The sequence below is a fragment of the Nocardia terrae genome, assembly GCF_009760405.1.
Taxonomy (GTDB): Bacteria; Actinomycetota; Actinomycetes; order Mycobacteriales; family Mycobacteriaceae; genus Nocardia; species Nocardia terrae.
In genome coordinates, this window is sequence record NZ_WRPP01000006.1 from 19,116 (window position 1) to 40,699 (window position 21,584).

Annotated in this window: 23 protein-coding genes; 9 read left to right on the forward strand and 14 right to left on the reverse strand. The window is 68.5% G+C overall.

Annotated elements, in window-relative coordinates; genetic code table 11:
• Positions 1–91 precede the first annotated feature (91 nt).
• Positions 92–2,698, forward strand: coding sequence for a helix-turn-helix transcriptional regulator (locus tag GPX89_RS27935; RefSeq protein ID WP_157390717.1), 2,607 nt, complete (start codon positions 92–94; stop codon positions 2,696–2,698).
• Between the two features lie 12 nt (positions 2,699–2,710).
• Here GPX89_RS27935 and GPX89_RS27940 read toward each other — a convergent pair whose 3' ends face one another.
• A complete protein-coding gene (locus GPX89_RS27940) occupies positions 2,711–3,028 on the reverse strand; it encodes a hypothetical protein (protein ID WP_157390718.1) in 318 nt (105 codons plus the stop codon).
• A 350-nt stretch (positions 3,029–3,378) separates the two neighbouring features.
• Between GPX89_RS27940 and GPX89_RS27945 the strand changes: the two genes are divergently transcribed.
• Complete coding sequence (locus GPX89_RS27945; RefSeq protein ID WP_157390719.1) at positions 3,379–6,015, forward strand: AAA family ATPase; 2,637 nt, start codon at positions 3,379–3,381, stop codon at positions 6,013–6,015.
• A gap of 33 nt (positions 6,016–6,048) precedes the next feature.
• Here GPX89_RS27945 and GPX89_RS27950 read toward each other — a convergent pair whose 3' ends face one another.
• The 4 genes from GPX89_RS27950 to aroA are packed head-to-tail and all read right to left on the reverse strand — an operon-like array spanning position 6,049 to position 9,150.
• Positions 6,049–6,573, reverse strand: coding sequence for a nitroreductase family deazaflavin-dependent oxidoreductase (locus GPX89_RS27950; protein ID WP_157390720.1), 525 nt, complete (start codon positions 6,571–6,573; stop codon positions 6,049–6,051).
• Between the two features lie 26 nt (positions 6,574–6,599).
• Complete coding sequence (locus GPX89_RS27955; protein WP_157390721.1) at positions 6,600–6,770, reverse strand: hypothetical protein; 171 nt, start codon at positions 6,768–6,770, stop codon at positions 6,600–6,602.
• Between the two features lie 59 nt (positions 6,771–6,829).
• A complete protein-coding gene (gene rsgA / locus GPX89_RS27960; protein WP_157391170.1) occupies positions 6,830–7,837 on the reverse strand; it encodes a ribosome small subunit-dependent GTPase A in 1,008 nt (335 codons plus the stop codon).
• Complete coding sequence (gene aroA / locus GPX89_RS27965) at positions 7,834–9,150, reverse strand: 3-phosphoshikimate 1-carboxyvinyltransferase (RefSeq protein ID WP_157390722.1); 1,317 nt, start codon at positions 9,148–9,150, stop codon at positions 7,834–7,836. Before aroA ends, rsgA begins: the two co-directional genes overlap by 4 nt.
• Before the next feature lie 99 nt (positions 9,151–9,249).
• On the opposite strand from aroA, the gene GPX89_RS27970 reads away from it, so the two are divergent.
• Complete coding sequence (locus tag GPX89_RS27970) at positions 9,250–9,543, forward strand: hypothetical protein (RefSeq protein WP_198347635.1); 294 nt, start codon at positions 9,250–9,252, stop codon at positions 9,541–9,543.
• A gap of 52 nt (positions 9,544–9,595) precedes the next feature.
• Here the strand turns inward: GPX89_RS27970 and GPX89_RS27975 are convergent, their stop codons facing one another.
• A complete protein-coding gene (locus GPX89_RS27975; RefSeq protein WP_157390723.1) occupies positions 9,596–11,104 on the reverse strand; it encodes an aldehyde dehydrogenase family protein in 1,509 nt (502 codons plus the stop codon).
• Between the two features lie 149 nt (positions 11,105–11,253).
• On the opposite strand from GPX89_RS27975, the gene GPX89_RS27980 reads away from it, so the two are divergent.
• Positions 11,254–12,021 (forward strand): SOS response-associated peptidase, encoded by a 768-nt coding sequence (locus GPX89_RS27980; protein ID WP_157390724.1) that lies wholly within the window; start codon positions 11,254–11,256, stop codon positions 12,019–12,021.
• A gap of 72 nt (positions 12,022–12,093) precedes the next feature.
• Here the strand turns inward: GPX89_RS27980 and GPX89_RS27985 are convergent, their stop codons facing one another.
• The 4 genes from GPX89_RS27985 to ybaK form a co-directional block, all read right to left on the reverse strand.
• A complete protein-coding gene (locus GPX89_RS27985) occupies positions 12,094–12,366 on the reverse strand; it encodes a hypothetical protein (RefSeq protein ID WP_157390725.1) in 273 nt (90 codons plus the stop codon).
• Positions 12,367–12,550: 184 nt separating this feature from the next.
• A complete protein-coding gene (locus GPX89_RS27990) occupies positions 12,551–14,179 on the reverse strand; it encodes an MDR family MFS transporter (RefSeq protein WP_157391171.1) in 1,629 nt (542 codons plus the stop codon).
• A gap of 71 nt (positions 14,180–14,250) precedes the next feature.
• The gene (locus GPX89_RS27995) at positions 14,251–14,799 is read right to left on the reverse strand and encodes a MarR family winged helix-turn-helix transcriptional regulator (protein ID WP_328602389.1); all 549 of its coding nucleotides are present in this window, start codon (positions 14,797–14,799) and stop codon (positions 14,251–14,253) included.
• Between the two features lie 117 nt (positions 14,800–14,916).
• Complete coding sequence (gene ybaK / locus GPX89_RS28000; protein ID WP_157390726.1) at positions 14,917–15,408, reverse strand: Cys-tRNA(Pro) deacylase; 492 nt, start codon at positions 15,406–15,408, stop codon at positions 14,917–14,919.
• 315 nt (positions 15,409–15,723) lie between these two features.
• Here ybaK and GPX89_RS28005 point away from each other — a divergent pair, with 315 nt between their 5' ends.
• On the forward strand, positions 15,724–16,449 hold the full coding sequence (locus GPX89_RS28005; RefSeq protein ID WP_157391173.1) for a sigma-70 family RNA polymerase sigma factor: 726 nt from the start codon (positions 15,724–15,726) through the stop codon (positions 16,447–16,449).
• Positions 16,450–16,457: 8 nt separating this feature from the next.
• Positions 16,458–16,727: a mycothiol system anti-sigma-R factor gene (gene rsrA, locus GPX89_RS28010; RefSeq protein ID WP_157391174.1), complete on the forward strand. Its 270-nt coding sequence runs from the start codon at positions 16,458–16,460 to the stop codon at positions 16,725–16,727.
• Positions 16,728–16,810: 83 nt separating this feature from the next.
• On the opposite strand, the gene GPX89_RS46295 is transcribed toward rsrA, so the two are convergent.
• On the reverse strand, positions 16,811–16,885 hold the full coding sequence (locus GPX89_RS46295) for a 50S ribosomal protein bL37 (protein ID WP_153805149.1): 75 nt from the start codon (positions 16,883–16,885) through the stop codon (positions 16,811–16,813).
• Between the two features lie 88 nt (positions 16,886–16,973).
• Between GPX89_RS46295 and GPX89_RS28020 the strand changes: the two genes are divergently transcribed.
• Both GPX89_RS28020 and GPX89_RS28025 read left to right on the forward strand, forming a co-directional pair.
• The gene (locus tag GPX89_RS28020) at positions 16,974–17,189 is read left to right on the forward strand and encodes a biotin/lipoyl-binding carrier protein (protein WP_157390727.1); all 216 of its coding nucleotides are present in this window, start codon (positions 16,974–16,976) and stop codon (positions 17,187–17,189) included.
• Positions 17,190–17,277: 88 nt separating this feature from the next.
• Complete coding sequence (locus GPX89_RS28025) at positions 17,278–18,792, forward strand: sensor histidine kinase (protein ID WP_157390728.1); 1,515 nt, start codon at positions 17,278–17,280, stop codon at positions 18,790–18,792.
• Between the two features lie 223 nt (positions 18,793–19,015).
• On the opposite strand, the gene GPX89_RS28030 is transcribed toward GPX89_RS28025, so the two are convergent.
• Both GPX89_RS28030 and GPX89_RS28035 read right to left on the reverse strand, forming a co-directional pair.
• The gene (locus GPX89_RS28030; protein WP_011211115.1) at positions 19,016–19,270 is read right to left on the reverse strand and encodes a WhiB family transcriptional regulator; all 255 of its coding nucleotides are present in this window, start codon (positions 19,268–19,270) and stop codon (positions 19,016–19,018) included.
• A 255-nt stretch (positions 19,271–19,525) separates the two neighbouring features.
• Positions 19,526–20,464, reverse strand: a complete 939-nt coding sequence (locus GPX89_RS28035) for a diacylglycerol/lipid kinase family protein (protein ID WP_328602390.1) — start codon at positions 20,462–20,464, stop codon at positions 19,526–19,528.
• A gap of 106 nt (positions 20,465–20,570) precedes the next feature.
• On the opposite strand from GPX89_RS28035, the gene GPX89_RS28040 reads away from it, so the two are divergent.
• Positions 20,571–21,008, forward strand: a complete 438-nt coding sequence (locus tag GPX89_RS28040; RefSeq protein WP_328602391.1) for a hypothetical protein — start codon at positions 20,571–20,573, stop codon at positions 21,006–21,008.
• Between the two features lie 95 nt (positions 21,009–21,103).
• Here the strand turns inward: GPX89_RS28040 and GPX89_RS28045 are convergent, their stop codons facing one another.
• Entirely contained in the window at positions 21,104–21,583 is a 480-nt protein-coding gene (locus GPX89_RS28045) for a GNAT family N-acetyltransferase (RefSeq protein ID WP_157390729.1), read from the reverse strand.
• Between the last annotated feature and the right edge of the window lies 1 nt (position 21,584).

The window sequence follows — 21,584 nt, forward strand, 5'->3', positions numbered from 1 at the left end:
TCATTCAAGGGACATTTTGTGCCAGTTGCGAGACCCGGCTTGGTTGCAGGCTATTAGCTAGTCTAAATTTCGGAGTGTGTGGGAGGAGCGAATGATTTATGGGCGGGAACGAGAACTGATCCAATTGGATCGCATTCTCGAGGCGGCGCGGTCCGGACGCGGTTCCGGACTGGTGCTGTACGGGGATCCCGCCATCGGTAAGACCGCGCTGCTGCGCGCCGCGGTCGAACACGCCACCGGCTTCCGGGTGCTGCGCTGCCAGGGAATTCGGACCGAATCGGAATTGCGGTTCGCGGCTCTGCACGAACTGCTGCTCCCGGTCGCCGACCGGGTGGCGCGACTCGCGCCGACCCAGGCCCGGGCGCTGCGCACGGTGCTCGGCCTGGACAGCGGGCCCGCCGACCCCTTCCTCGTCGGGGCCGCGCTGGTGCGGCTGCTGACCGTGCTGGCCGCCGATCGGCCGGTGCTGCTGGTGGTCGACGAGGCCCGGCTGGTGGATCCGGAGTCGGCGCAGTCGCTGATCTTCGCCATTCGACGCCTGTCCGCGGTGCCGGTCGCGCTGCTGGTCGCGCTGCGCGACGACCCGGCCGACACCGTCTGGCGCGAGCTGCCCGCCCTGCCCGTCACCGGCCTGCCCGACGCCGAGGCGCGCCGGCTGATCGCCGATCGGCACGGACCGCTCGGCGCGCAGCGGCTGGCCCGGATCCTCGCCGTCGCGGGCGGCAACCCGCTCGCCCTGCACGAGTTGCCCGGCGTGGTAGGCGAACTCGGGGGCACCGCGCCCGAACCGATGGCGCTGGGCCCCGGCCTGCGGGCGGCCTTCCGCGATCGCGTGGCGGACCTGCGCGCGGACGTACGGGTCCTGCTGACCGTGGCCGCCACCGAGACGCGCGGCGTGCTCGGCACGGTGACCGATGCCGCCGCCGCGCTCGGGGCCGGACCCACCGCCTGGGAGTACGCCACCGGAGCGGGCCTGCTCGAGATCGGCGACGGCCGGGTGGAACGCACCCACGCGCTGCTGTGCGCCGCCGTCCACGATGCCGCCGCGCCCGCCGAGCGCCGCGCCGCGCAGCTCGCGGTGTCGGCCGCACTGACCGGACTGGACGAGGCTGATCTGCGGATCTGGCATCGGGCCATGGCCTCCGACCGTCCCGACGAACAACTGGCCGCGACGCTGTCCGAGCGGGCCGAGAACTCGGGCCACGGACCGCTGGCGGCCGCCGCCATGTTGCGCCAGGCCGCCGCCATCACGCCCGACCCGGTGCGGGCCGGGGAGCGGCTGGCCATGGCGGGCCGATTCGCCTGGGCCAGTGGCGATATCGCCTCGGCGCGCGGGCTGCTTGACCGCGCCACCAGCCGCTTGGGCACGGAGCGGGCCGCGGTCGCCGGCCGCGGTCTGGCGGGTCTGCTGGAATTCGTCGCGGGCGAACCGGAACGGGCGATCCGGCTGCTGCTGCGCGACGCCGAACTGGTGGATCCGGCCACCGCGGTGAATCTGCGGGTCGACGCCGACCGGGCCCGCTGGGCCGCCGGGCACGGCATCCTCGATCTGGATCCGGCGGAATTCGCCGTGCACGATGGTATTTCGCGCTTCCACACCATGATCCGGCCGCTGCCGCCCGCGCCGCTGGTGCTGCTGTGGGGCCTGGCGGATCAGGCCCTCGAGCCTTACACCCAGGCCGCGGCGCGACTGCGGGGCAGCGCCGCCCCGGCCGCGGTGTCGCTGCTGCCGCAGTTGGCGATCATCCAGTTCGCCAACGGCCGCTTCCCGGCGGCCGAACAGACCCTGGCCGAGGCCTTCGAGCTCGCCACGGCGGGCGGCGTGGAGAACCTGCTGGCGCACTGCTGGTCGCTGCGCACGAAAATCGAAGCGCTGCGCGGCAATTCGGACGAGGTGCTGGAGGCCGCGGAACGGGCGCTGGCGCTGGCGCGGCCCCGCCGGGCCCGCTCGCTGATCGCGTCCGTGCACTGGCATCTCGGCTTCCACGCGCTCAGCATGGGCGATCCGGAGACGGCCTATCTGCGGCTGCGCACGCTCGCGCAACCGGGGAACGACGGCTGCCATCCGACCTATGCGCGGCTGGCCGCACTGGATCTGGTCGAGGCCGCCACCCGGGTGGGCCGCCACGAGGAGGCGCTCGGGTATTACGCGGACATCCGCGACTGGGCCGTGCGCTCCCGCGCCGACTGGGCGGTCTCGGCCGCCTATGCCTGCCGGGCGCTGGTGTGCGCCGATGATCGTGCCGACCACTACTTCCGGCGTGCCCTGGCCGCCCGGCGCAGTCGCCACGACCTGAATCATGTTCGCGTCCAGCTGCTCTATGGCAAGTGGCTGCGCCGCGTGCGCCGGCGTGCGGACGCCGGCGAGCAATTGCGCATGGCCGCCGAGGCTTTCGAGCGCATGGGCGCGAACCAGTGGGCGCTGCGGGCCCGGCAGGAGCTGGAACTCACCGGGCGGCGGGCCTCGCCCGTCACCGCGCACGGTGAGACCTCGGTGCTCACGGCGCAGGAGCTGCGGGTGGCGCGGCTGGCCGCCCAGGGTCTCACCAACCGGGAGATCGGGACCGAACTGTTCCTGAGCCCGCGCACGGTGGGGCATCACCTGTCGCGGGTGTTCGGCAAGCTGGGGCTCAGCGGCAGGGCCGACCTGGTCGACGTCGATTTCGACAATGGCATGCGAATCGTGCGGCCGCGCTGAGGCTCTCGGCGTTCACTCCAGGTGCACCGACTCGCCCCAGTAGCGCGGGTCCCAGTTGATGAGGATCATGCCGGCCACACTGCCCGCGCAGTTCCCGCAGGCGTGGACCTCGATCAGGCTGTCCACATCGGTGTCGCCGGCCAGCACCGCCCGGGTGGAAAGCCACACCGCCCGCAGGTGCAGGGTGGCCGGTCGGCCGCAGCGCACACACTCCGGCAGCCCGGTCGCCGGATCGTTGCGCCCTATCCGGACTTCCGGGGTGACGGGTGCGCCGGGGCCGAGAGCATCATCGAGGAGCGGCGAGAATTCCTTGCGCTCACTGTCTTCCACCTCGGCAGGCTAGCTATTTCCGGCGAGGTCCGCATCCCTTGCGGCGCACGGGATCGGCGGCCCCCTTCGGCGTCGATCCCGGTCGCCGCACGGGATCTCCTCGGGCCGAACCAATCAGCGAAATTTCCGCTGACGCCGAATGGTTTATCACGCGATCTTCTGGGAATGCAATGGAAGGCGTCGGTAGGGCGCCAGTTTTCAAATCCGTCGCTGAATCCGTCGCTGAATCGGTCATCGAATCTGTCATTGGATGAAAGGTTCGGAATCGTATATCCCCCATGTGATCTCGGTCGCACAGACATACAGTTCTCGTATTTGTCCGCCTCTCACACGGCGGGGTAGCTTGCGATGTGCGCGAGATCCCGGTGCTGCATGGCAGAGAACGAGAACAGGCTGAACTTTCTCGCGTCCTGGCCGAGGCTCGCGCGGGTCGTGGCGGCGGAATACTGCTGTCGGGTGAACCGGGGATCGGGAAAACCGCGCTGCTGCGCGATACGGAACTGCGTGCCAACGATTTCCAGGTGATCGCGTGCCGTGGATTTCCCGCCGAATCCGAACTCGATTTCGCCGCCCTGCACGAACTGGTGATTCCGCTGGCGGATCGCATCGCGGAACTGCCCGCCCCGCAGTCCTACGCACTGGGCGCGGCCATCGGCCGCGACCCGGGCCCGGCCGACCGCTTCCTGGTCGGCGCGGCACTGGTGACCCTGCTGGCGCTGGCCGCCGCGGAGCGCCCGGTGCTGCTGGTGGTCGACGACGCCCAGTGGGCGGACGCGGCGACCGCGCACGCCCTCACCTTCGCCCTGCGCCGGCTGAGCGGCAGCAGGGTGGCGCTGCTGGCCGCGGCGCGGGACTGCCCGGCCACCTCGGTGTGGCGGGCGCTGCCGATGCTCGCCGTGGACCGCCTGGCGGACGAGCCCGCGCGGCAGTTGCTCTCGCGGCGGGTGCGGGTACTCGGCGCGCCCCGGGCCGCCCGCATCCTGCGCATGGCCGACGGCAATCCGATGGCCCTGCGGGAACTGCCGATCGAGGCCGAGGAGTTCGCCGGAATCGGCTGGGGCCCGGTCCCGTTCGGCTCCGGGCTGCGCGCCGCCTTCGCCGACCGGCTGGCCGAGCTGAAGGAGCCGGTGCGGACCCTGCTCACGGTGGTGGCCGCGGAGGAGCTGGGCATGCTGGGCATGGTCACCGCGGCCGCGGGCGAGCTCGGCGTCACGGCCGCGGATTGGGAGTCGGCCCTGGACGCGGGGCTGCTGACGGTCATCGACGGCCACGTGGAGCGAAGCAACCGGTTGCTCTGCGGCGCGGCCTACGACGCCGCCACCCCGGCGCACCGCCGTGCCGTCCACCTGGCCCTGGCCGACGCCGTCCCCGGTGCCGAGCATCGCGAGCTGCGCACCTGGCATCTGGCCGCCGTCGTCGACGGGTCGGATGCGGAGTTGGCACAGGCTCTTTCGGCGGGCGCGGAGCGCGTCCACGCGCATGCCGGGGCGCTGGCCGCGGCGGCCGTGCTGCGCCGCGCGGCCGCCATCACCCCCGATCCGGTGGCGGCCGGGGTGCGGCTGGCCACCGCGTCCCGATACGCCTTCGACGGTGGGGATCTGGAATCCGCGCGGCGGCTGCTCGCGCTCGCCGAGATGCGCACACCCCTGGCCGACACCGCGCTGGCGAGCCCCGGCCTGGGCGGTCTGCTCGAGCTCTTCGCCGGCGAACCGGCCGAGGCCTACAACCTGCTGACGCGTGACGCCGCGGCCATCGAGGCGCGCGATCCCGCCGGGGCGGGCGTGCTGCGGCTGCTGACCGAGCGGGTGGGCTGGGTGCTGGGCCGCGACGAGGACCCCGCGGTCGTGCGGGAACTCGACGACCTGGACGCCGCCCCGTCGCCCGCCGCGGCGTCGCGACTGCTGCTGCCCGCCGCGCAACTGGTGGAGTGGGGGCTGGCGGGACGCGCGCTGGAGCCGTATCTGGCGGTGGCGGCGGGTCTGCGCGACAGCGGTACCCCCGCCTCCGCGCTGGGCCTGCTGCCGCAGGTGGCGATTGTGCAATTCGCCTGTGGCCGTTGGGAAGCGGGGGAGCAGACCCTGTCGGAGGCGTTCGACCTGGCGCGCGACGCGGGCGCGGAGAACGTGCTCGCCGAGTGCTGGAGCCTGCGGGCCCGCCTGGCCGCGCAACGCGGCGAGGCGGAGGTGGTCGCCGACAGTGTCGAGCGGTCGCTGGCGATATCGCGGTCGCACGGGATCCCCTCGCTGATCGCGGACGCCTACTGGCACCACGGATTCCACGCGCTCACCACCGGCGACGCCGAGTCCGCCTATCGCCGCCTGCGCGCGCTGTATCTGCCGGGGCACGAGGCCGCGCATCCGACGGTGGCCCGGCTGGCCGCGGTCGACATGGTCGAGGCGGCCTGCCGCGTGGGTCGTTTCGAGGAGGGCGCCGCGCGCGCCGAGGTGATCGCGTCCTGGGCGCGGCATTCCCGGACCCGCTGGGCGCTCGCGGCCGCCTACACCTGCCGCGCCCTGCTGGCCGAGGAGGACAGCGCCGAGCACTACTACCGCCGCGCCCTCGCGGTCGGCGAGGACCGACATACCAGCTTCGGCCGCGCTCGCACCCTCTTGCTCTACGGCAAGTGGCTGCGCCGGGTCCGGCGTCGTCGCGACGCGGCCGAGGAATTGCGCACCGCGGCCGAGTCCTTCGACCACATCGGCGCGACCGCCTGGGCGGCGCGCGCCCGCACCGAGCTCGAGCTCACGGGTACCGGCGCCAAGCCGGCGGGTTCGGCCGCCACGCCGCTCACCGCGCAGGAGTCACAGGTCGCCAAGCTGGCCGCGCAGGGGCTGACCAATCGCGAGATCGGCGCGGAGCTGTTCCTGAGCCCGCGCACGGTCGGGCACCACATGTCCCGCATTCTCGAAAAACTGGGCCTCACCAGCCGTTCCGAATTGCGCGGCGTCGACTTCGACAACGGGATGCGCCTGACCCGGCCGCGCTGATCCGGCTCCCACAGCAGCGAATTGTCGGCAAATTCAGATTCGGGTGAGCTCGAAGATCCGGAACCGGCGCTCGCCCGCGAGCCGCTGCTCCATGGCGTAGCCCGGCCAGAAATCCAGCGCCCGCCGCCAGGCCCGATCGCGATCGCCGCCGGTCAACTGCCGCACCAGGACCGGGAAGTACTCCTCGCGCACCTGGAGCCAGGCGTGGTCGGTGCTGCGCAGATTGGCGGACCAGGCGGGCTGCTCGGGCCGCCCCCAGTTCGAGGCGACGATCAGGAACCGCTTCTCGTCGCCGGGATCGGGAACGTAGAGCAGGGTGACCGTGCGCGGTATCCCGGTCCGGCGGCCGGGCACCGTCAGCTGCAGCGCCGGCAGCCCGGCGACGTCCAGTATTCCCTTGCGGCCCTTGGTTACCCGGCGCGTGAACCGCTCCAGCACGAAGACCGCGGGCGCGATGCGCATGGTCGTGCGGCGACGGGCCAGGCCGCGGCCGAGCCGGGGCAGCGGATTCCAGCGGGCGCGCGCGCCGGGTCGACGACGCCATTCACCGAATGCCATCCACCGATTATGTTGCTACTTCGCCCTCAGGGGGCCCAACGTGCCCGATCCCACTCGTCGGTCCAATCGTGCGGATCGGCCGGCGAGCGGTCCTCGTCGTTCTCCCGCGGCAACTGCGTGGCCTTGTCCCGTGCGGCCTTGGCAATGCGATGCCGCCGCTCGCTGGTCGGCGGCTCTTCGGGGATCTGTTCGCCCATGACGTCCCTTCGTGCCGGTTATGCACAAAAGGTATCGAATGGGCGATTTCTCAGCTACCTCAGGTCTCGGTATTTCCCCGAAACCACGGGTCGTTGGAATTCAGGGCGGTGAGCAACCGGCGAATGGCGGCCACCCGCGCCTCCTTCCCGGGCAGCTGATCCAGCGCGCACTCCGGGTCGGCGGGCGGCCCCAGGTGTGTGCAGCCGCGCGGGCAGTCCTCGATGGCGTCGGCCAGATCCGAGAACGCCTGGATGACATCGTCGGGCGTGATGTGGGCCAGACCGAAAGAGCGGACGCCCGGGGTGTCGATGACCCAGCCGCCGTCGGGCAGCGGCAACGCCACCGACTGGGTCGAGGTATGCCGGCCCTTGCCGACGCCGGAGACCACGCCGACAGCGCGCTCGGCGTCCGGCACCAGCCGGTTCACCAGTGTCGACTTGCCGACCCCGGAGTGCCCGATGAGTGCGGTGAGCTTGTCGTCGAGCAGCTCCAGCACCGGCTCGAGCGGGTCCTCGATGCCGCCGTAGACGATGGTCAGATCCAAATCCTCGAAGGCCGCGGCGAATTCGGATTCGGCCGCCAGATCGTGTTTGGTCAGGCACAGGATCGGTTGCAGCCCACCGACATACGCCGCCACCATGGCGCGTTCCACGAATCCGGTGCGCGGCGGTGGGTCGGCCAGCGCCACCACGATGAACAGCTGCTCGGCATTGGCCACCACCACCCGCTCGAACGGATCGGTGTCATCGGCGGTGCGGCGCAACACCGTTCGCCGATCCGATACCCGCACGATGCGGGCCAGGCTGTCGGGTTTGCCGGACAGGTCGCCGACCAGGTCCACCTGATCGCCGACCACGATCGGGGTGCGACCCAGCTCGCGTGCCCGCATGGCCACCACCGGCCGATCGGGATCGTCGTCGAGCACGCACCCCCAGCGCCCGCGGTCCACCGAAACCACCATGGCCGCTTCGGCATCCAGATGCTGCGGCCGGGTCTTGGTGCGCGGGCGCGAGCCCTTGCCCGGGCGCACCCGGACGTCGGACTCGTCGTACTCCCGGCGCCTCAGCGTCCGGCTCCCGGCTCGCCGTGGCGGTCCACTCCTGACTGGTCGAGCATGCTCTCCCAGAGCTCGACGAAGTTCGGCAGCGTCTTGGCCGTGGTGCCGATGTCCTCGATCTCCACGCCCGGCGTCACGAGGCCGATGATCGCGCCCGCGGTCGCCATGCGGTGATCGGCGTAGGAGCGCCACTGCCCGCCCGCGAGCGGGTTCGGCACGATGGTCAGCCCGTCCTCGGTCTCGGTGACCTTGCCGCCGAGCCGGTTGATCTCGGTGGCGAGGGCCGCCAGCCGGTCGGTCTCGTGCCCGCGCAGGTGCGCGATCCCGCGCAGCCGCGACGGCGAATCCGCCAGCGCCGCAAGGGCGGCCACGGTCGGCGTCAGCTCGCCCACGTCGTGCAGGTCGATGTCGATGCCCGCCAGCCGTTCCGGGCCGCGCACGGTCAGCACGTTGTCGTAGAAGCGCGCCTCCGCGCCCATGCGCACCAGGATCTCGCGGATCACGTCGCCGGGCTGGGTGGTGTACCGCGGCCAGTGCGGAATGCTCACCTCGCCGCCGGTGACGGCCGCGGCCGCCAGGAACGGGGTGGCGTTGGACAGATCGGGCTCGACCTCCCAGTCCACCGCCCGGATCTTGCCCGGCGCGACGGTCCAGGTCTGCGCCTTGCGCGGATCGGTGGGCGCCTCGACGCGAACATCGGCCCGCCGCAACATCTCCACGGTCATCTCGATGTGCGGCATGGACGGCAACTGCCCGCCGTCGTGGTTCACGGTGACGCCCTGCTCGAACCGCGCCGCCGACAGCAGCAGCCCCGACACGAACTGCGAGGAGCCCGACGCGTCGATGGTGACCGGCCCGCCGCGCAGCGCACCCGTGCCGTGTACCACGAAGGGCAGCTGGTTGCCGTCGATGTCGAGGCCCAGCGTCCGCAGCGCGTCCAGGATGGTGCCCAGCGGCCGCACCCGCGCCTGCTCGTCACCGTCGAAGGCCACATCGCCGTGCGCCAGCGCCGCCACCGGCGGCAGGAACCGCATGATGGTGCCCGCCAGCCCGCAATCGACCATGGCACTGGTGAATTCGGCGGGCGGAGTGACCGTGAGCGTCGTGTCCTCGCCCTCGATCGTGGTGCCCATGGCCCGCAGCGCCTCGATCATCAGATTGGTGTCGCGGCTGCGCAGCGCGCCGGTGAGGGTGGACGGCCGATCCGCCAGCGCGGCGAGGATCAGCGCCCGATTGGTGATGGATTTGGACCCGGGCAGGGTCACGGTCGCGTGGACGGGAACTCGGACATGGGGCGCGGGCCAGAAAGTCACAAGCACCATCCTCCCAAACGATCGGGGCGTTGCGGGGCTTGCGTCCCTTTCGGAGGTGCATCGATCCACGCTGGACGTATACGTATATAGGTACGTATACTCACTTCCGTGATCGATCCCTTCAGCCTCGCCATCGGGGGCGCGCTCGTCGGTGGCGGGTGGCTCATCGGCCGATTCGGGTCCCGTAGAACGAAGTCCGAGACCGCGCAGACGCCCGCCGTGTGCGGGTGCGGCCACGACCTGGCCCTGCACGACCGCGAAGCAGGCCACTGTCACGCCGAGACGTTCCGCAAGACCGGCGTCGGCATCAAGGCTTGGTCGCGCTGCAACTGCCAGCGCTACACGGGTCCGACTCCGCTCGAGGAGTTCTTCGCCCCGACTCCGCTGCCGCCGACCCAATAAAAACCCCGAATGCCGGTCTCTCACAAGGAGACCGGCATTCGTGAGCGTCAATTCACTTGGCGCGTCCGTGCACCAGCGGCACGATCTTGCGCAGCAGCTTCATGGTGCGGTCGGTGCGCGTGTAGGACAGCAGCGCCATGCCCGGAATCGTGAAGCGCTGCACCGCGATCGAGTGCGGGCGCGAGAATTCCATGAGGCCCGGCGCGCCGTGGATGCGGCCGATGCCCGAATCGCGGACGCCGCCGAAGGGCAGGCCCGAGATCGCGGCATAGGACAGCACCGAGTTCACCGAGGTGCAGCCGACCTCGAGGCGCCGGGCGATCTCCATGCCCTGCTTCTTGGAGTACACCGCCGAGCCGAGCCCGTACTTGCTCTTGTTGGCCAGCTCCACGGCCTCGTCGACGCCGTTGACCGTGCGAATGGTGACGGTCGGCCCGAAGGTCTCCTCGCACACCGCGTCCGAGGACTCGTCGGTGTCCACCAGCACGACCGGTTCGATATAGGGGCCCTTGACGGATTCGGGGCCGCCGAGCACGGCCTTGCCGCCGCTCTTGATGGCGTCCTCGATGTGCCGGCGCACGATGTCGATCTGGCTGGGCATGGTCATCGGGCCGTAGGCGGCCTTGGCGTCCGAGCCCGGCTTGATGTCGGTGAGGATGCGCTTGACCTCGGCGATGAACTCGTCGGCGACGGACTTGTCCACGTAGACGCGTTCGACGCCCGCGCAGGTCTGGCCGGAGTTGGCGGTCGCGCCCCAAGCGACCGCGTCGGCGGCGGCCTTGATGTCGGCGTCGGCGGCCACGATCACCGCGTCCTTGCCGCCGCACTCGAGCAGCACCGGGGTCAGGGTCTCGGCCGCCGAGGCCATGATCTTCTTGCCGGTCGCGGTGGATCCGGTGAAGGCCAGCTTGTCGACGCCGGACTTGACCAGCGCCGCGCCGGTCGCACCGAAGCCGTTGACGGTGACGAAGACCCCGTCGGGCAGTTCCGGATTCGCCTCGGCGAACGCCGCGGCCACGAAATTGCCGATGCCGGTGGAGAATTCACTCGGCTTGAAGACCACGCAGTTGCCCGCGGCCAGCGCGTAGGCGATCGAGCCGTTGGGCGTGTAGACCGGGTAGTTCCACGGGCCGATGATGCCGACGACGCCGAGCGGGCGGTATTCCAGGTGCGCGGCGAAGTTCGCCATGAACGCGCCCGGCGCGACCTTGCGGGCCTTGAGCACCTTCTCGGCATTGGAGGCGGCCCACTTGATGTGTTCCAGGGCGAGCATCAGTTCGAGGAACGCGTCGTCGAGGGGCTTGCCGTTCTCGGCGTGGATCAGCTCGCACAGCTGATCGGACTTCTCGACCAGCTTGGAACCCCAGCGCAGAATGTGGCGCTTGCGCTCCGCGTAGCTCAACGCGCCCCAGGTGGCGGCGGCGGTACGGGCCTTGGCGACGGCCGCTTGCACCGCAGCCTCATCATCGATCTTGTACGTGGCGAGCGTCTCGCCGGTGGCGGGGTTGACCGAAGTCAGCGTGTCGGCCTGATCGAGCGGGGCGGTTTCGGTTGCAGTCATGATTGGCGGCGATCCCTTGAGGATGAGAGTGTGATGAGACGAACGTCTCACACCACCCAACTGATGTCAATTGCCATCACATTGTGGGCGATTCGGTTTCGGCATGGCTTGGCTGGAGAGTGTCGGACCTCGGTGGCAGCATGGTCGACATGTGCGGTAGGTACGCGACAACGACGAATCCCGCGAAGCTGGCCGTCGAACTCGACGCTATCGACGAGACCGACGACAAGGGTTTCAACCCGAATTACAACGTGGCCCCGACCAATCAGGTGCTCACCGTGGTGGAACGCCACGACCGCGACCACCCGGAGGACCCGGCCACCCTGCGCATCCGGGCCATGCGGTGGGGCCTGATCCCGGTGTGGACCAAGGCCGCCGAGCCCGGCGTGCCGGTCAAGGGCAAGCCGCTGTTCAATGCCCGCGCCGACAAGGCCACCACCACGGCCTCATTCCGAGACGCGGTGAAGAAGCGGCGCTGCCTGGTGCCCATGGACGGCTGGTACGAGTGGGTCACCGAGGCCGATTCGCTCGGAAAGGCCGTCAAGCGGCCGTATTTCATGTCGAAATCCGACGGCGGACGGCTCTATATGGCCGGACTCTGGTCGGTCTGGCGTGATCGCAGCCTGGGTGACGAGGCGAAACCGCTGCTGTCGTGCACGATTCTGACCACCGATTCGGTCGGCGATCTGACCAAGATCCACGACCGCATGCCGCTACCGATGCCGCGCGAGCACTGGGACGCCTGGCTGGACCCGGATCATCCGGCTCCGGAAGAACTGCTGGAAACGCCGTCGCCGGAAGCCGTTTCGGACATCCTCATGCGCGAGGTGCCGTCGCTGGTCAACAGCGTCAAGAACAATGGCCCCGAACTATTGGGCCAGGTAGACGAACAGGCCGGTCAGATCAGCCTGATCTGATCCTTTCCTCCTCATCCATGGCCGTGCCCCGCTGCGGAACGCAGCGGGGCACGGAAGGCTGGAGAGTCGGGATCAGCCGCACTTGACGGTGGGGAGCGGGATGTTCAGCGTGCACTTGAGCGTGTCGGCCGCCGAATCGATCATCTTGGTGATCAGCCCGCCGCCGAGCTTCTCGGCCTTGTCGAGGTGTTCATCCTTCTTCGGCTGCTGCCCGTTGTCCGGTGCTCCCGGGTTGGGGAAGCTCGGGTTGGGTGCGGCGGTCGCGGTGGCGGCCAGTATCGGGGCGGTTCCCAGGGCCAGTGCCAGCGTTCCTGCCGCGACAGCGGTGCGAATGGACAACCTCATCACATCCTCGGGTTCGAATCGGACCTTGCGGACAAAGGGTTCACAACAAGCTCACTGCTCGCTCACAAGTAACTCACAGAAAACCGCCCGAATTGTGAAATGACAGTGCCCCCGTCGCGTCATCGCGGCGGGGGCACTCGCATCTCTGCGACAAAGATGCCGTCTGTTCGGTTGTCGGTCCGGGTCAGAGCGCCGCGGCGTCCGCCTCTTCGACGGCTTCCTTGCGGGCCTGGATGCCGCCCGCGGTCCGCAGCGGCACTTCCTTCCAGAACAGCACCAGGATGAAGCCGATCAGCGCCACGAAGGTGGCCGAGAGGAACACCCGGTCCATGGACTTGGCGAAGCCCTCCTTGAAGGGGTGCGCCAGATCGGGGTTCAGCTTCTGGATGACCGAGCTGTCATTGAGCACCTGGCCGACCGCTCCCGGCGCGGTGGCCGGATTCGACAGCTCCAGGACGACCTTCTTGTCGACCGTGTTGTCGGGGCTCTTCACGGCTTGCTCGGCGGCGACCGAGAAGGAGCTGCCCGGCTGCTTGGCCTCTTCCAGCGAGCTGGTGATGTTCGGGGCCAGCTGCGTGAACAGCACCGACAGGAACACCGCCACACCGAGCGTGCCGCCGATCTGCCGGAAGAAGGTCGCGGCCGCGGTGGACACGCCCATGTCCTTGGGCGGCAGGGCGTTCTGCAGCGCCAGGGTCAGCGGCTGCATCAGGTTGCCCAGGCCGAAGCCGGTGATGGCCATGAAGATCATGACGATCCACAGCTTCGTATCGGCCGAAACCAGGTGCAGCAGGAACAGGCCCGAGGTCAGCAGCGCCGCGCCCACCGGCGGGAAGTACTTGTACCGCCCGGTCTTGGAGATCAGCTGGCCGGCCAGGATCGAGCCGGTCATCATGCCCGCCACCAGCGGCAGCATGAGCAGACCCGCCTTGGTCGGGCTCGCGCCCTGCACCACCTGCAGGTACTGCGGCAGCAGGGTGATGCCGCCGAACATGGCCGCACCGACCACCACCGAGATGACCACGCCGAGGGCGAAGGTGGAGTTCTTGAACATGCGCAGCGGGATCAGCGCCGCGTCGCCCTGCTTGGCCTCGACGGCGATGAAACTCAGTACGCCGATCGCGCCCAGGATGTAGCAGAACAGGGAATGTCCACTGGTCCAACCCCATTCGCGGCCCTGCTCGGCCACCACCAGCAGCGGCACCAGGCCGACGATCAGCGCCGAGATGCCCATCCAGTCGATCGGCACCTTGGTGACGGGACGCTTGGGCAGGTGCAGCACGCGGGTCACCACGGCCAGCGCGATGATGCCGACCGGCACGTTCACCAGGAACACCCAGCGCCAGCCGGTGACGCCCAGGATCTGGTCGGTGCCCGACAGCAGGCCGCCGACGACCGGGCCGACGACGCTCGAGGTGCCGAACACGGCCAGGAAGTAACCCTGGTAGCGGGCGCGCTCACGGGGAGACACGATGTCGCCCATGATCGTCAGCGCCAGCGACATCAGACCGCCCGCGCCCAGGCCCTGGAAGGCCCGGAAGGCGGCCAGCTCGTACATGGAGGTCGCCATCGAGCAGGCCAGCGAGCCGACCACGAAGATGGAGATGGCGGCCAGGTAGAACGGCTTGCGGCCGTACATGTCCGAGAGCTTGCCGTAGAGCGGCGTGGCCAGGGTCGAGGTGATCAGGTAGGCGGTGGTCACCCACGCCTGCGCCGAATAGCCGTGCAGCTCATCGGCGATGGTGCGAATGGAGGTCGACACGATGGTCTGATCCAGGGCGGCCAGCAGCATGCCCATGATCAGGCCGCTCATGATGACCAGGATCTGCTTGTGGGTGAAGCCCGCCGAATTGACTTCGGGCTCCGCCGCTTCGACTTGTGTAGTCACGAATTGCTCTCCGCGGGTGCGTAATAGGACTGAAGGTCTTTGTGGGCCGCGATATCGGCCAGCATGCGCTGCCGGGTCACCTCGTAGCCGTCGACGAAGCGGTGCAGCTGCGTCGAGAAGGTGTCCAGCTCCTCGGGCGTCCAGTCCGCGAGCATCCGGCGCAGCGACTCGTTGCGGCGGGCCCGGATCTGGGTGGCCACCGCCCGTCCGGCGGCGGTCACGTCCAGGACGCTGACGCGTCCGTCGGCCGGGTCGGCGCGGCGTTCGATGAGTCCGCGCTTGACCAGGCTCGCCACCTGCCGGCTGATGGTCGAGGCATCCGAATACAGGGCCTCGGCCAGTGCGCCCGAGCGCACCGGGCCGCTGTGGATCAGCTGGAACAGGATGGCGTAGGCCGCGGGCTCGATCTCGCCCTCGGTAATGGCCGCGATCTGGGCGTTGGTGCGATCGCGCAGTTTGGTGAGCCGGGCGATCTCGTAAGCGATGGCGTCGACAAGGCCGTCGTCGATATCGGTGTGGGTAATCGCCGGGTCATCGTCGGTCACGGTCGGTCTCACCTCCTTGCGTCGGGCAACTTCTTGTAAGCCTCAACTAGTTGTACGACGCAAGTATTCCCATTCAGTTGTGGAAAGGCAAGTTAAATCCGGAGGTTGTGTCTCCGCTCACGCCTGAGCGACGGGAGCGGTCACCGCGTTCGTGAGTCGTACCAGGTCAGCGGGGGCGAGCTCGATTTCGAGCCCGCGCTTGCCCGCACTGCACAGCACCCGATCCCACGCCAGGGCCGACTCGTCGACCACCGTCGGCAGCCGCTTCTTCTGCCCCAGCGGCGAAACCCCGCCCAGCACATAGCCGGTCGTGCGTTCGGCCTTCGCCTTGTCGGCCATGGCGGCCTTCCCGCCGCCCAGCGCCGCGGCCGCCGCCTTCAACGACAGTTTGGTCGGGACCGGCAGCACCGCCACCGCGAGCACCCCCGAACCCAGCTCGATCACCAGCGTCTTGAAAATCTGCTCGGCGGTAACCCCGAGATCCGCGGCCAGCGCCTCGACCGCCTCCGCGCCGTACGAATCACTGCGCGGGTCATGGGTATACGCGTGTACCCGGTGATCCACCTTCGCCTGCACCAATGCCTTGATCGCCGGGGTAGAAGCAGCCATGCGGCTCACCCTAAACGCCCCTCGCAACCCGTTTTTCCAGCGCGCGGGAACAGGTCGACCACCCGGCCTGTTGAACGCGATACGCGCTTCGCAGCAACCGCAGGGCCCACGGTTGCCGGGCGCACGATGTCAATCACGAAGGAGGAGTCGGTGACCGTTCTGGTCGAAGAGCCCCCGGTGCGGACCGGGCCGCCACTGATCCGCAGGGGAGCTTCAGACGTCGCGCCCCCGGCCGGTTTCCTGGCCGAATCCCTGTTCGCGGTAGATTCAATGGCTACGGCGATCGAAGGGATTAGCGTGACGAGCGACGACGAGATGGTCGATCGCCTGCGTGATGACGACTCGGGCAGCGAGGGCATCGACGCCGGTGACGACCAAGGGGTCGACTACGACGAAGTGAGCGAATCCGGTGCCAGGAGCACCGAATCCGCTGCGGAACTGGCCGCGCGGTTCGAGCGTGACGCGCTCCCGCTGCTGGACCAGCTCTACGGCGCGGCGTTGCGCATGACCCGCAACCCGGCCGATGCCGAGGACTTGGTGCAGGAGACCTTCGCCAAGGCGTACCAGGGCTTCAAGTCCTTCCGCGAGGGCACCAACCTGCGGGCCTGGCTGTACCGCATCCTCACCAACACCTACATCAACTCGTATCGGAAGAAGCAGCGCCAGCCCGCGCAGTATCCGACCGACGAGATCACCGACTGGCAGCTGGCCTCCACCGCCGAGCACACCTCGCAGGGTCTGCGCTCGGCGGAGATGGAGGCGCTCGAGGCGCTGCCGGACGACGACATCAAGGCCGCTCTGCAGGAACTGCCCGAGGAATTCCGGATGGCGGTGTACTACGCCGACGTGGAGGGCTTCCCCTACAAGGAAATCGCCGAGATCATGGGAACTCCCATCGGTACCGTCATGTCCCGGCTGCACCGCGGACGCAAGCAGCTCAAGGGACTGCTGGCGGATGTGGCGCGGGAACGCGGATTCAATCGAGACGGGGACAACTCGAACCGCTCTGCGGGGGCTGCTCGTGAGGAGGTAAACCAGTGAGCGACGAGATGGACGATCTGGACTGCTCGGCGGTGCTCGCCGATGTCTGGCTGCTCCTGGACAACGAGTGCGACGCGGCCGTGAAGGACCGGCTGCGCGAGCACATCGACCGCTGCTCGCCGTGCATCGAGGCCTACGGCCTGGAGGAGAAGCTCAAGTCGCTGCTGAACCGCAAGTGCGGTGGCGACCGTGCGCCGGACTCCCTGCGGCAGCGCCTGACGATGGAGATCCGGACCAGCTATAGCGTGGTCGAGTCCCGGGCCGAAAGCGCCGAATAGGACATACCTATATACAACTGAGCGGCACCTGTTCCCGATGGGAACTGGTGCCGCTCAGTAGTTTTCGAGCTTATCGAGCTAGCTCAGGCGTTCGGCCGCTTGCCGTGGTTGGCGGCATTCTTCTTGCGGCCACGCTTCTTACGTCCACGCTTACCCATAGGTAATCTCCCTTCAGTCGTCGCCATTCTTTCATGTGTGGTTGGCTGTACCGTCAGGGGCTACGGGTCCACGAAGCGAGAGGTGTTCATGGCTGAGGAAGTCAAGGCCGAGATGGTGTCGACCGTGCAGGAGATCCTGGTCTCCGTCGGCGACGAGGTGAAGGTCGACGACCCGGTCGTCATGCTCGAGTCGATGAAGATGGAGATCCCCGTCATCGTCGAGACCGCGGGCACCGTCTCCTCGATCAACGTCAAGCCGGGCGACGTCCTCCAGCCGGGCGACCTCATCGCCGTCATCTCCTAGACAGCAGCCCCCCGACCCGCCGCTGACGCATACCGCCCCGACCGCGTGGGAACATACCTTCGACGTGGGAACAGAGGAGCGTGGGTGAATGTCGACACTGAGTGATCTACTGGCCGAACATACCGATCTACCGGGTGCGGCCGTCGACCATTTGCAGCGGGTGGTGGGGGACTGGCAGCTGCTGGCGGATCTGTCGTTCGCGGATCTGCTGCTCTGGGTGGGGACCGGCCCGATCAGCGAGGGCGCGGAGGTGGTGTGCGTGTCGCAGTGCCGGCCCACCACCGCGCCGACCGTGCATCCCGAGGACCTGGTCGGCAGCCTCGCCACCAAAGAGGCGAATCCGCACGTGTTCGAGGCGCTGATGAACGCCGATATCGTGCGCTACGAGACCGACACCGATCTCACCGGCGTCTACCACCCGCATCCCGTGCACGCCGTGCGCGAGGCCATCCCGGTGCGGGTCGGCGACGACATCATCGCGGTGCTGGGCCGCGACACCGATGTGCAGCGCCGCAAGATGCGTTCCAGCCTGGAGATCGCCTACATGTCCTGCGCGGACGACCTGTGCCAGATGGTCGCCGACGGCACCTGGCCCGCGCTCGAGGACCGCACCGGCGCGCATTCCAGCCCGCGCGCGGGCGACGGTTTCATTCGCCTCGACACCGAGGGCACCGTCGTCTACGCCAGCCCCAACGCGCTCTCGGCCTATCACCGCATGGGATTGCAGAACGATCTGGTCGGCCAGGATCTGGCCCTGACCACGCGCTCCCTGATCACCGACCCGTTCGACGCGCAGGAGGTGGTCGGCGATATCCAGGCGGCCCTGGCCGGAAAGGCCGGTCGCCGAATGGAAGTCGAGGCGCGCGGCGCGACCGTGCTGCTGCGCACCCTGGTGCTGCGCCCGCACGGCGAGCTCGCCGGGGCGGCGGTGCTGGTCCGCGATGTCACCGAGGTGAAGCGGCGCGACCGCGCGCTGCTGTCCAAGGACGCGACCATCCGCGAGATCCACCACCGGGTGAAGAACAACCTGCAGACGGTGGCGGCGCTGTTGCGCCTGCAAGCCCGCCGCACCGAGAACGAAGAGGCCCGCCTGGCCTTGACCGAATCGGTCCGCCGCGTCACCTCGATCGCGTCGGTGCACGAAATGTTGTCGATGTCGGTTGACGAAGAGGTCGATCTGGACGAGGTGGTGGACCGCCTGCTGCCGATCATGGCCGACGTGGCGACCGTCCACACCGCCCGCATCAAAGTGCGCCGCGCCGGATCACTGGGCGTCTTCTCCGCCGAACGTGCGACGCCGCTGGTCATGGTGCTGACCGAGCTGGTGCAGAACGCCATCGAGCACGCTTTCGACGCGGGCGAGAACGGTACTGTCACAATCCGTTCCGAGCGTTCGGCGCGCTGGCTCGACGTGATCATCAGTGACGACGGCCGCGGTTTGCCGGACGGTTTCAGCCTGGAGGCTTCCGACCGGTTGGGCCTGCAAATCGTCCGCACACTCGTCACGGCGGAATTGGGCGGTTCGATCGGATTGCATCCGGGAGCCGATGTGGGAACCGACGCCGTCCTGCGCGTTCCCCTGGGACGCCGCTCCGCCCGTTGATCGAAATATATTGCCGGACGCATAAGTTCGGACATAGTGAAAAATCTGTGTCCGAACTTTCGTTCGAAGACGGAAACGCTCTTGGGGGGGTCGGGGGCGAAGCCCCTGAGAGTTACGAGAGTTGTTCTTTACACACATAAGCCCGGCACCTGTATTGGTGCCGGGCCGAATTGCGTTGCGGCCCCGAGGCTGGGATGGGCCGTAACGCCTGTCGTCTTGGCTGCTAGACGACGGTGCGGGTACGCGTGCGCGCGTTGCGGCGCTTCAGCGCGCGACGCTCGTCTTCGCTCATCCCACCCCACACGCCGGCGTCCTGGCCCGACTTCAGGGCCCAGGAAAGGCAGTCAGCGGTGACGGGGCAGCGAGCGCAGACCAGCTTGGCATCGGCAATCTGCGCGAGCGCCGGACCACTGTTTCCCACCGGGAAGAACAGCTCGGGGTCCTCGTCGCGACAGATGGCCTTGTGGCGCCAGTCCATTCCTCTGCTCCTTTGCTAGGGCGCGCATGGCGCTGCCCCTTAGGTTTGTGGTCCGTTCACTTGTGCGACTCGAATGTTTCCGCACGGTTGCTTGTGAATGCTTTCACGAACACCGTAGATGTCAATAGATACCTGGTGCACCGTGGGGAAGCTCACGCTGTAAGACCCCTACATGGGGGTCCGCCGTGTCATTTGTACTCGGTCGAGCGGGTTTTCGCAGCGCAACAGCGATTGTTCTCAGGTGTGTCGAACCGGCTAGGGCTTCGGCGCGACCACATCGAGGATATCCGGGACGGCTGTGAAATTCACCATGTTGCGTCGCCCGATGAAGTCGCCGTCGATTTGCAAGCCGATCGGTTCCTCCGCCGTGATGGTGACGGCCGGAACGTCGTCCTCGCGAAACAATTTGTGGCCCTTGGGATCCGCGTCGGCCGACAGCAACTGCCGCGCGATCATGAGGGTGGGCAGGACGCCCATGGTGCGCATGGCAAACACCCCGAGACCCGATTCGAACGCGGTACCCGGGTTGGTGACCACGGGCGTGTTGTCGAGATAAGTCCAGGGACTGGCATTGGTCACGAATGCGTAATGCACGTCCGTGACCGGTTCGTGACCTGGAATGTTCAAGGTCACTTGCGGGGTATGGCGTTTGGTCCGGAAGAACTGCTTGACCGTGGTGCGCAGATAGCGAGCGGGCGTGGCGGCCTTACCGTTCGCGCGCTTGTCGTCGATGGCCTCGCACACATCCGCGTCCAAGCCGACGCCCGCGCTGAAGGTGAACCAGCGGTCGTCGGCGACGCCGAGCCCGATGCGGCGATCGGCTTCGTCGGCGACGAGATCGATGAGCTGATTGGTGGCGGTCACCGGATCCGGCTCGATGCCGAGCGAGCGGGCGAACACATTCGCCGAACCGCCGGGAATGACGCCGAGCCGCGGCAGCCATTCGCGCTGCGGTTCGCCGGGCAACGGCAGGAAGCCGTTGATGGTCTCGTTCACGGTGCCGTCGCCGCCGTGCACCACGATCAGATCCATCCGGGTGTCGGCGGCCCAGCGCGCCAGCTCGGCGGCGTGCCCCCGGTGCTCGGTCTGGCGGACGGTCAGCTGAGTGCGGCTTTCCAGCGCGTGAGCGAGCAGATCGCGAGTGGACCGAGTGGTCGAAGTGGCATTCGGATTCACGATCAGCAGGGTCCGCACACCCGCAGCCTACTTAGGTCCGTCGCGACACGACTGCCCGAGTCCTCCCGGAAAGACGTGGGCGGGTCCAGGATTCGGCAACGACGCTCGGTCGTAGGCTGGGACCGTGGCTGAGCAGAACAAAGGCGAGCAGAAGTCGGCGGGCGAGACCGAGGTCGTGCCGACGACCGTGCGCGTGGCGGGTGCGCTGGTCGCGTTCGAGGGCGCGCTGGGGCTGGTCGCGATGGTGGTGCTGATCGTCGTCGGCGCCGACGGCTCGGCGCAGAGCCCGAAGAACAGCTATCTCACCGCCGGGTACGCGGCCATCCTGGGCGGCGCGGTGCTGGCCGCGGGGATCGGGCTGATGCGGGGGAAGCGGTGGGGGCGGGCCATCGCGACGCTGACGCAGCTGTTGCTGCTGGGTGTCGCGTACTACATGTTCACCTCCGACCGGCCCGAATTCGGCGCGCCGCTCGGGTTGCTGGCGCTGGGTGCGCTGGGCTCGTTGTTCGCGCCCGCGTCGAACCGGTGGATGGCCGCCGGGTACGGGTCGATCGAGGAGTAGGCCGTTCGGGCGGCTCAGTGGCCCGGAGAGCGATTTTTGGACGCCCGCCCACCAATGGGTGAGCGAGCGCTTTTCGGGAGGGGTCTGCGGCCGGTTCAGTCGTCGGCGTGCGACGCGAGCCGCTCGAGGGCGGAGCCTGCCAGGCGGTAGCCCGTCCACTCGTGCTGGTTCACCGCACCGATGGATTCGTAGAAGTCGATGCTCGGGGTGTTCCAGGTCAGCACCGACCATTCGAAGCGGGCGTAGCCCTGCTCGACGCATTCGCGGGCCAGCGCTGCGAGCAGGTCCCGGCCCAGGCCGTGGCCGCGGGCCTCGGGCTTGACGTAGAGATCCTCGAGGAAGATCCCGTGCACGCCCTTCCAGGTGGAGTAGTTCAGGAACCAGATGGCGCAGCCGACTATGCCCTGGTCGTTCTCGGCCACGTGCGCGTATACCGCCGGTTTCGGGCCGAAGAGGGCCTGCTCCAACTGCTCCGCCGTCACCACGCACTCCTCGCGCAGCTTCTCGTATTCGGCCAGGTCGTAGACCAGGTCGACGAGGGCCGGGATATCGGCGGGGGTGGCGCGGCGGATCATC

Coding starts and splice junctions, on each gene's coding strand:
- GPX89_RS28020 (WP_157390727.1), top strand. CDS start 16,974: ATGGCTGAGGAAGTCAAGGCCGAGATGGTGTCGACCGTGCAGGAGATC.
- GPX89_RS27935 (WP_157390717.1), top strand. CDS start 92: ATGATTTATGGGCGGGAACGAGAACTGATCCAATTGGATCGCATTCTC.
- aroA (WP_157390722.1), bottom strand. CDS start 9,150: ATGGTGCTTGTGACTTTCTGGCCCGCGCCCCATGTCCGAGTTCCCGTC.
- GPX89_RS27990 (WP_157391171.1), bottom strand. CDS start 14,179: ATGAGCGGCCTGATCATGGGCATGCTGCTGGCCGCCCTGGATCAGACC.
- GPX89_RS27950 (WP_157390720.1), bottom strand. CDS start 6,573: ATGGCATTCGGTGAATGGCGTCGTCGACCCGGCGCGCGCGCCCGCTGG.
- GPX89_RS28005 (WP_157391173.1), top strand. CDS start 15,724: ATGGTCGATCGCCTGCGTGATGACGACTCGGGCAGCGAGGGCATCGAC.
- GPX89_RS27955 (WP_157390721.1), bottom strand. CDS start 6,770: ATGGGCGAACAGATCCCCGAAGAGCCGCCGACCAGCGAGCGGCGGCAT.
- GPX89_RS28045 (WP_157390729.1), bottom strand. CDS start 21,583: ATGATCCGCCGCGCCACCCCCGCCGATATCCCGGCCCTCGTCGACCTG.
- GPX89_RS28025 (WP_157390728.1), top strand. CDS start 17,278: ATGTCGACACTGAGTGATCTACTGGCCGAACATACCGATCTACCGGGT.
- GPX89_RS28030 (WP_011211115.1), bottom strand. CDS start 19,270: ATGGACTGGCGCCACAAGGCCATCTGTCGCGACGAGGACCCCGAGCTG.
- rsrA (WP_157391174.1), top strand. CDS start 16,458: ATGGACGATCTGGACTGCTCGGCGGTGCTCGCCGATGTCTGGCTGCTC.
- GPX89_RS27985 (WP_157390725.1), bottom strand. CDS start 12,366: ATGAGGTTGTCCATTCGCACCGCTGTCGCGGCAGGAACGCTGGCACTG.
- GPX89_RS27980 (WP_157390724.1), top strand. CDS start 11,254: ATGTGCGGTAGGTACGCGACAACGACGAATCCCGCGAAGCTGGCCGTC.
- ybaK (WP_157390726.1), bottom strand. CDS start 15,408: ATGGCTGCTTCTACCCCGGCGATCAAGGCATTGGTGCAGGCGAAGGTG.
- GPX89_RS27975 (WP_157390723.1), bottom strand. CDS start 11,104: ATGACTGCAACCGAAACCGCCCCGCTCGATCAGGCCGACACGCTGACT.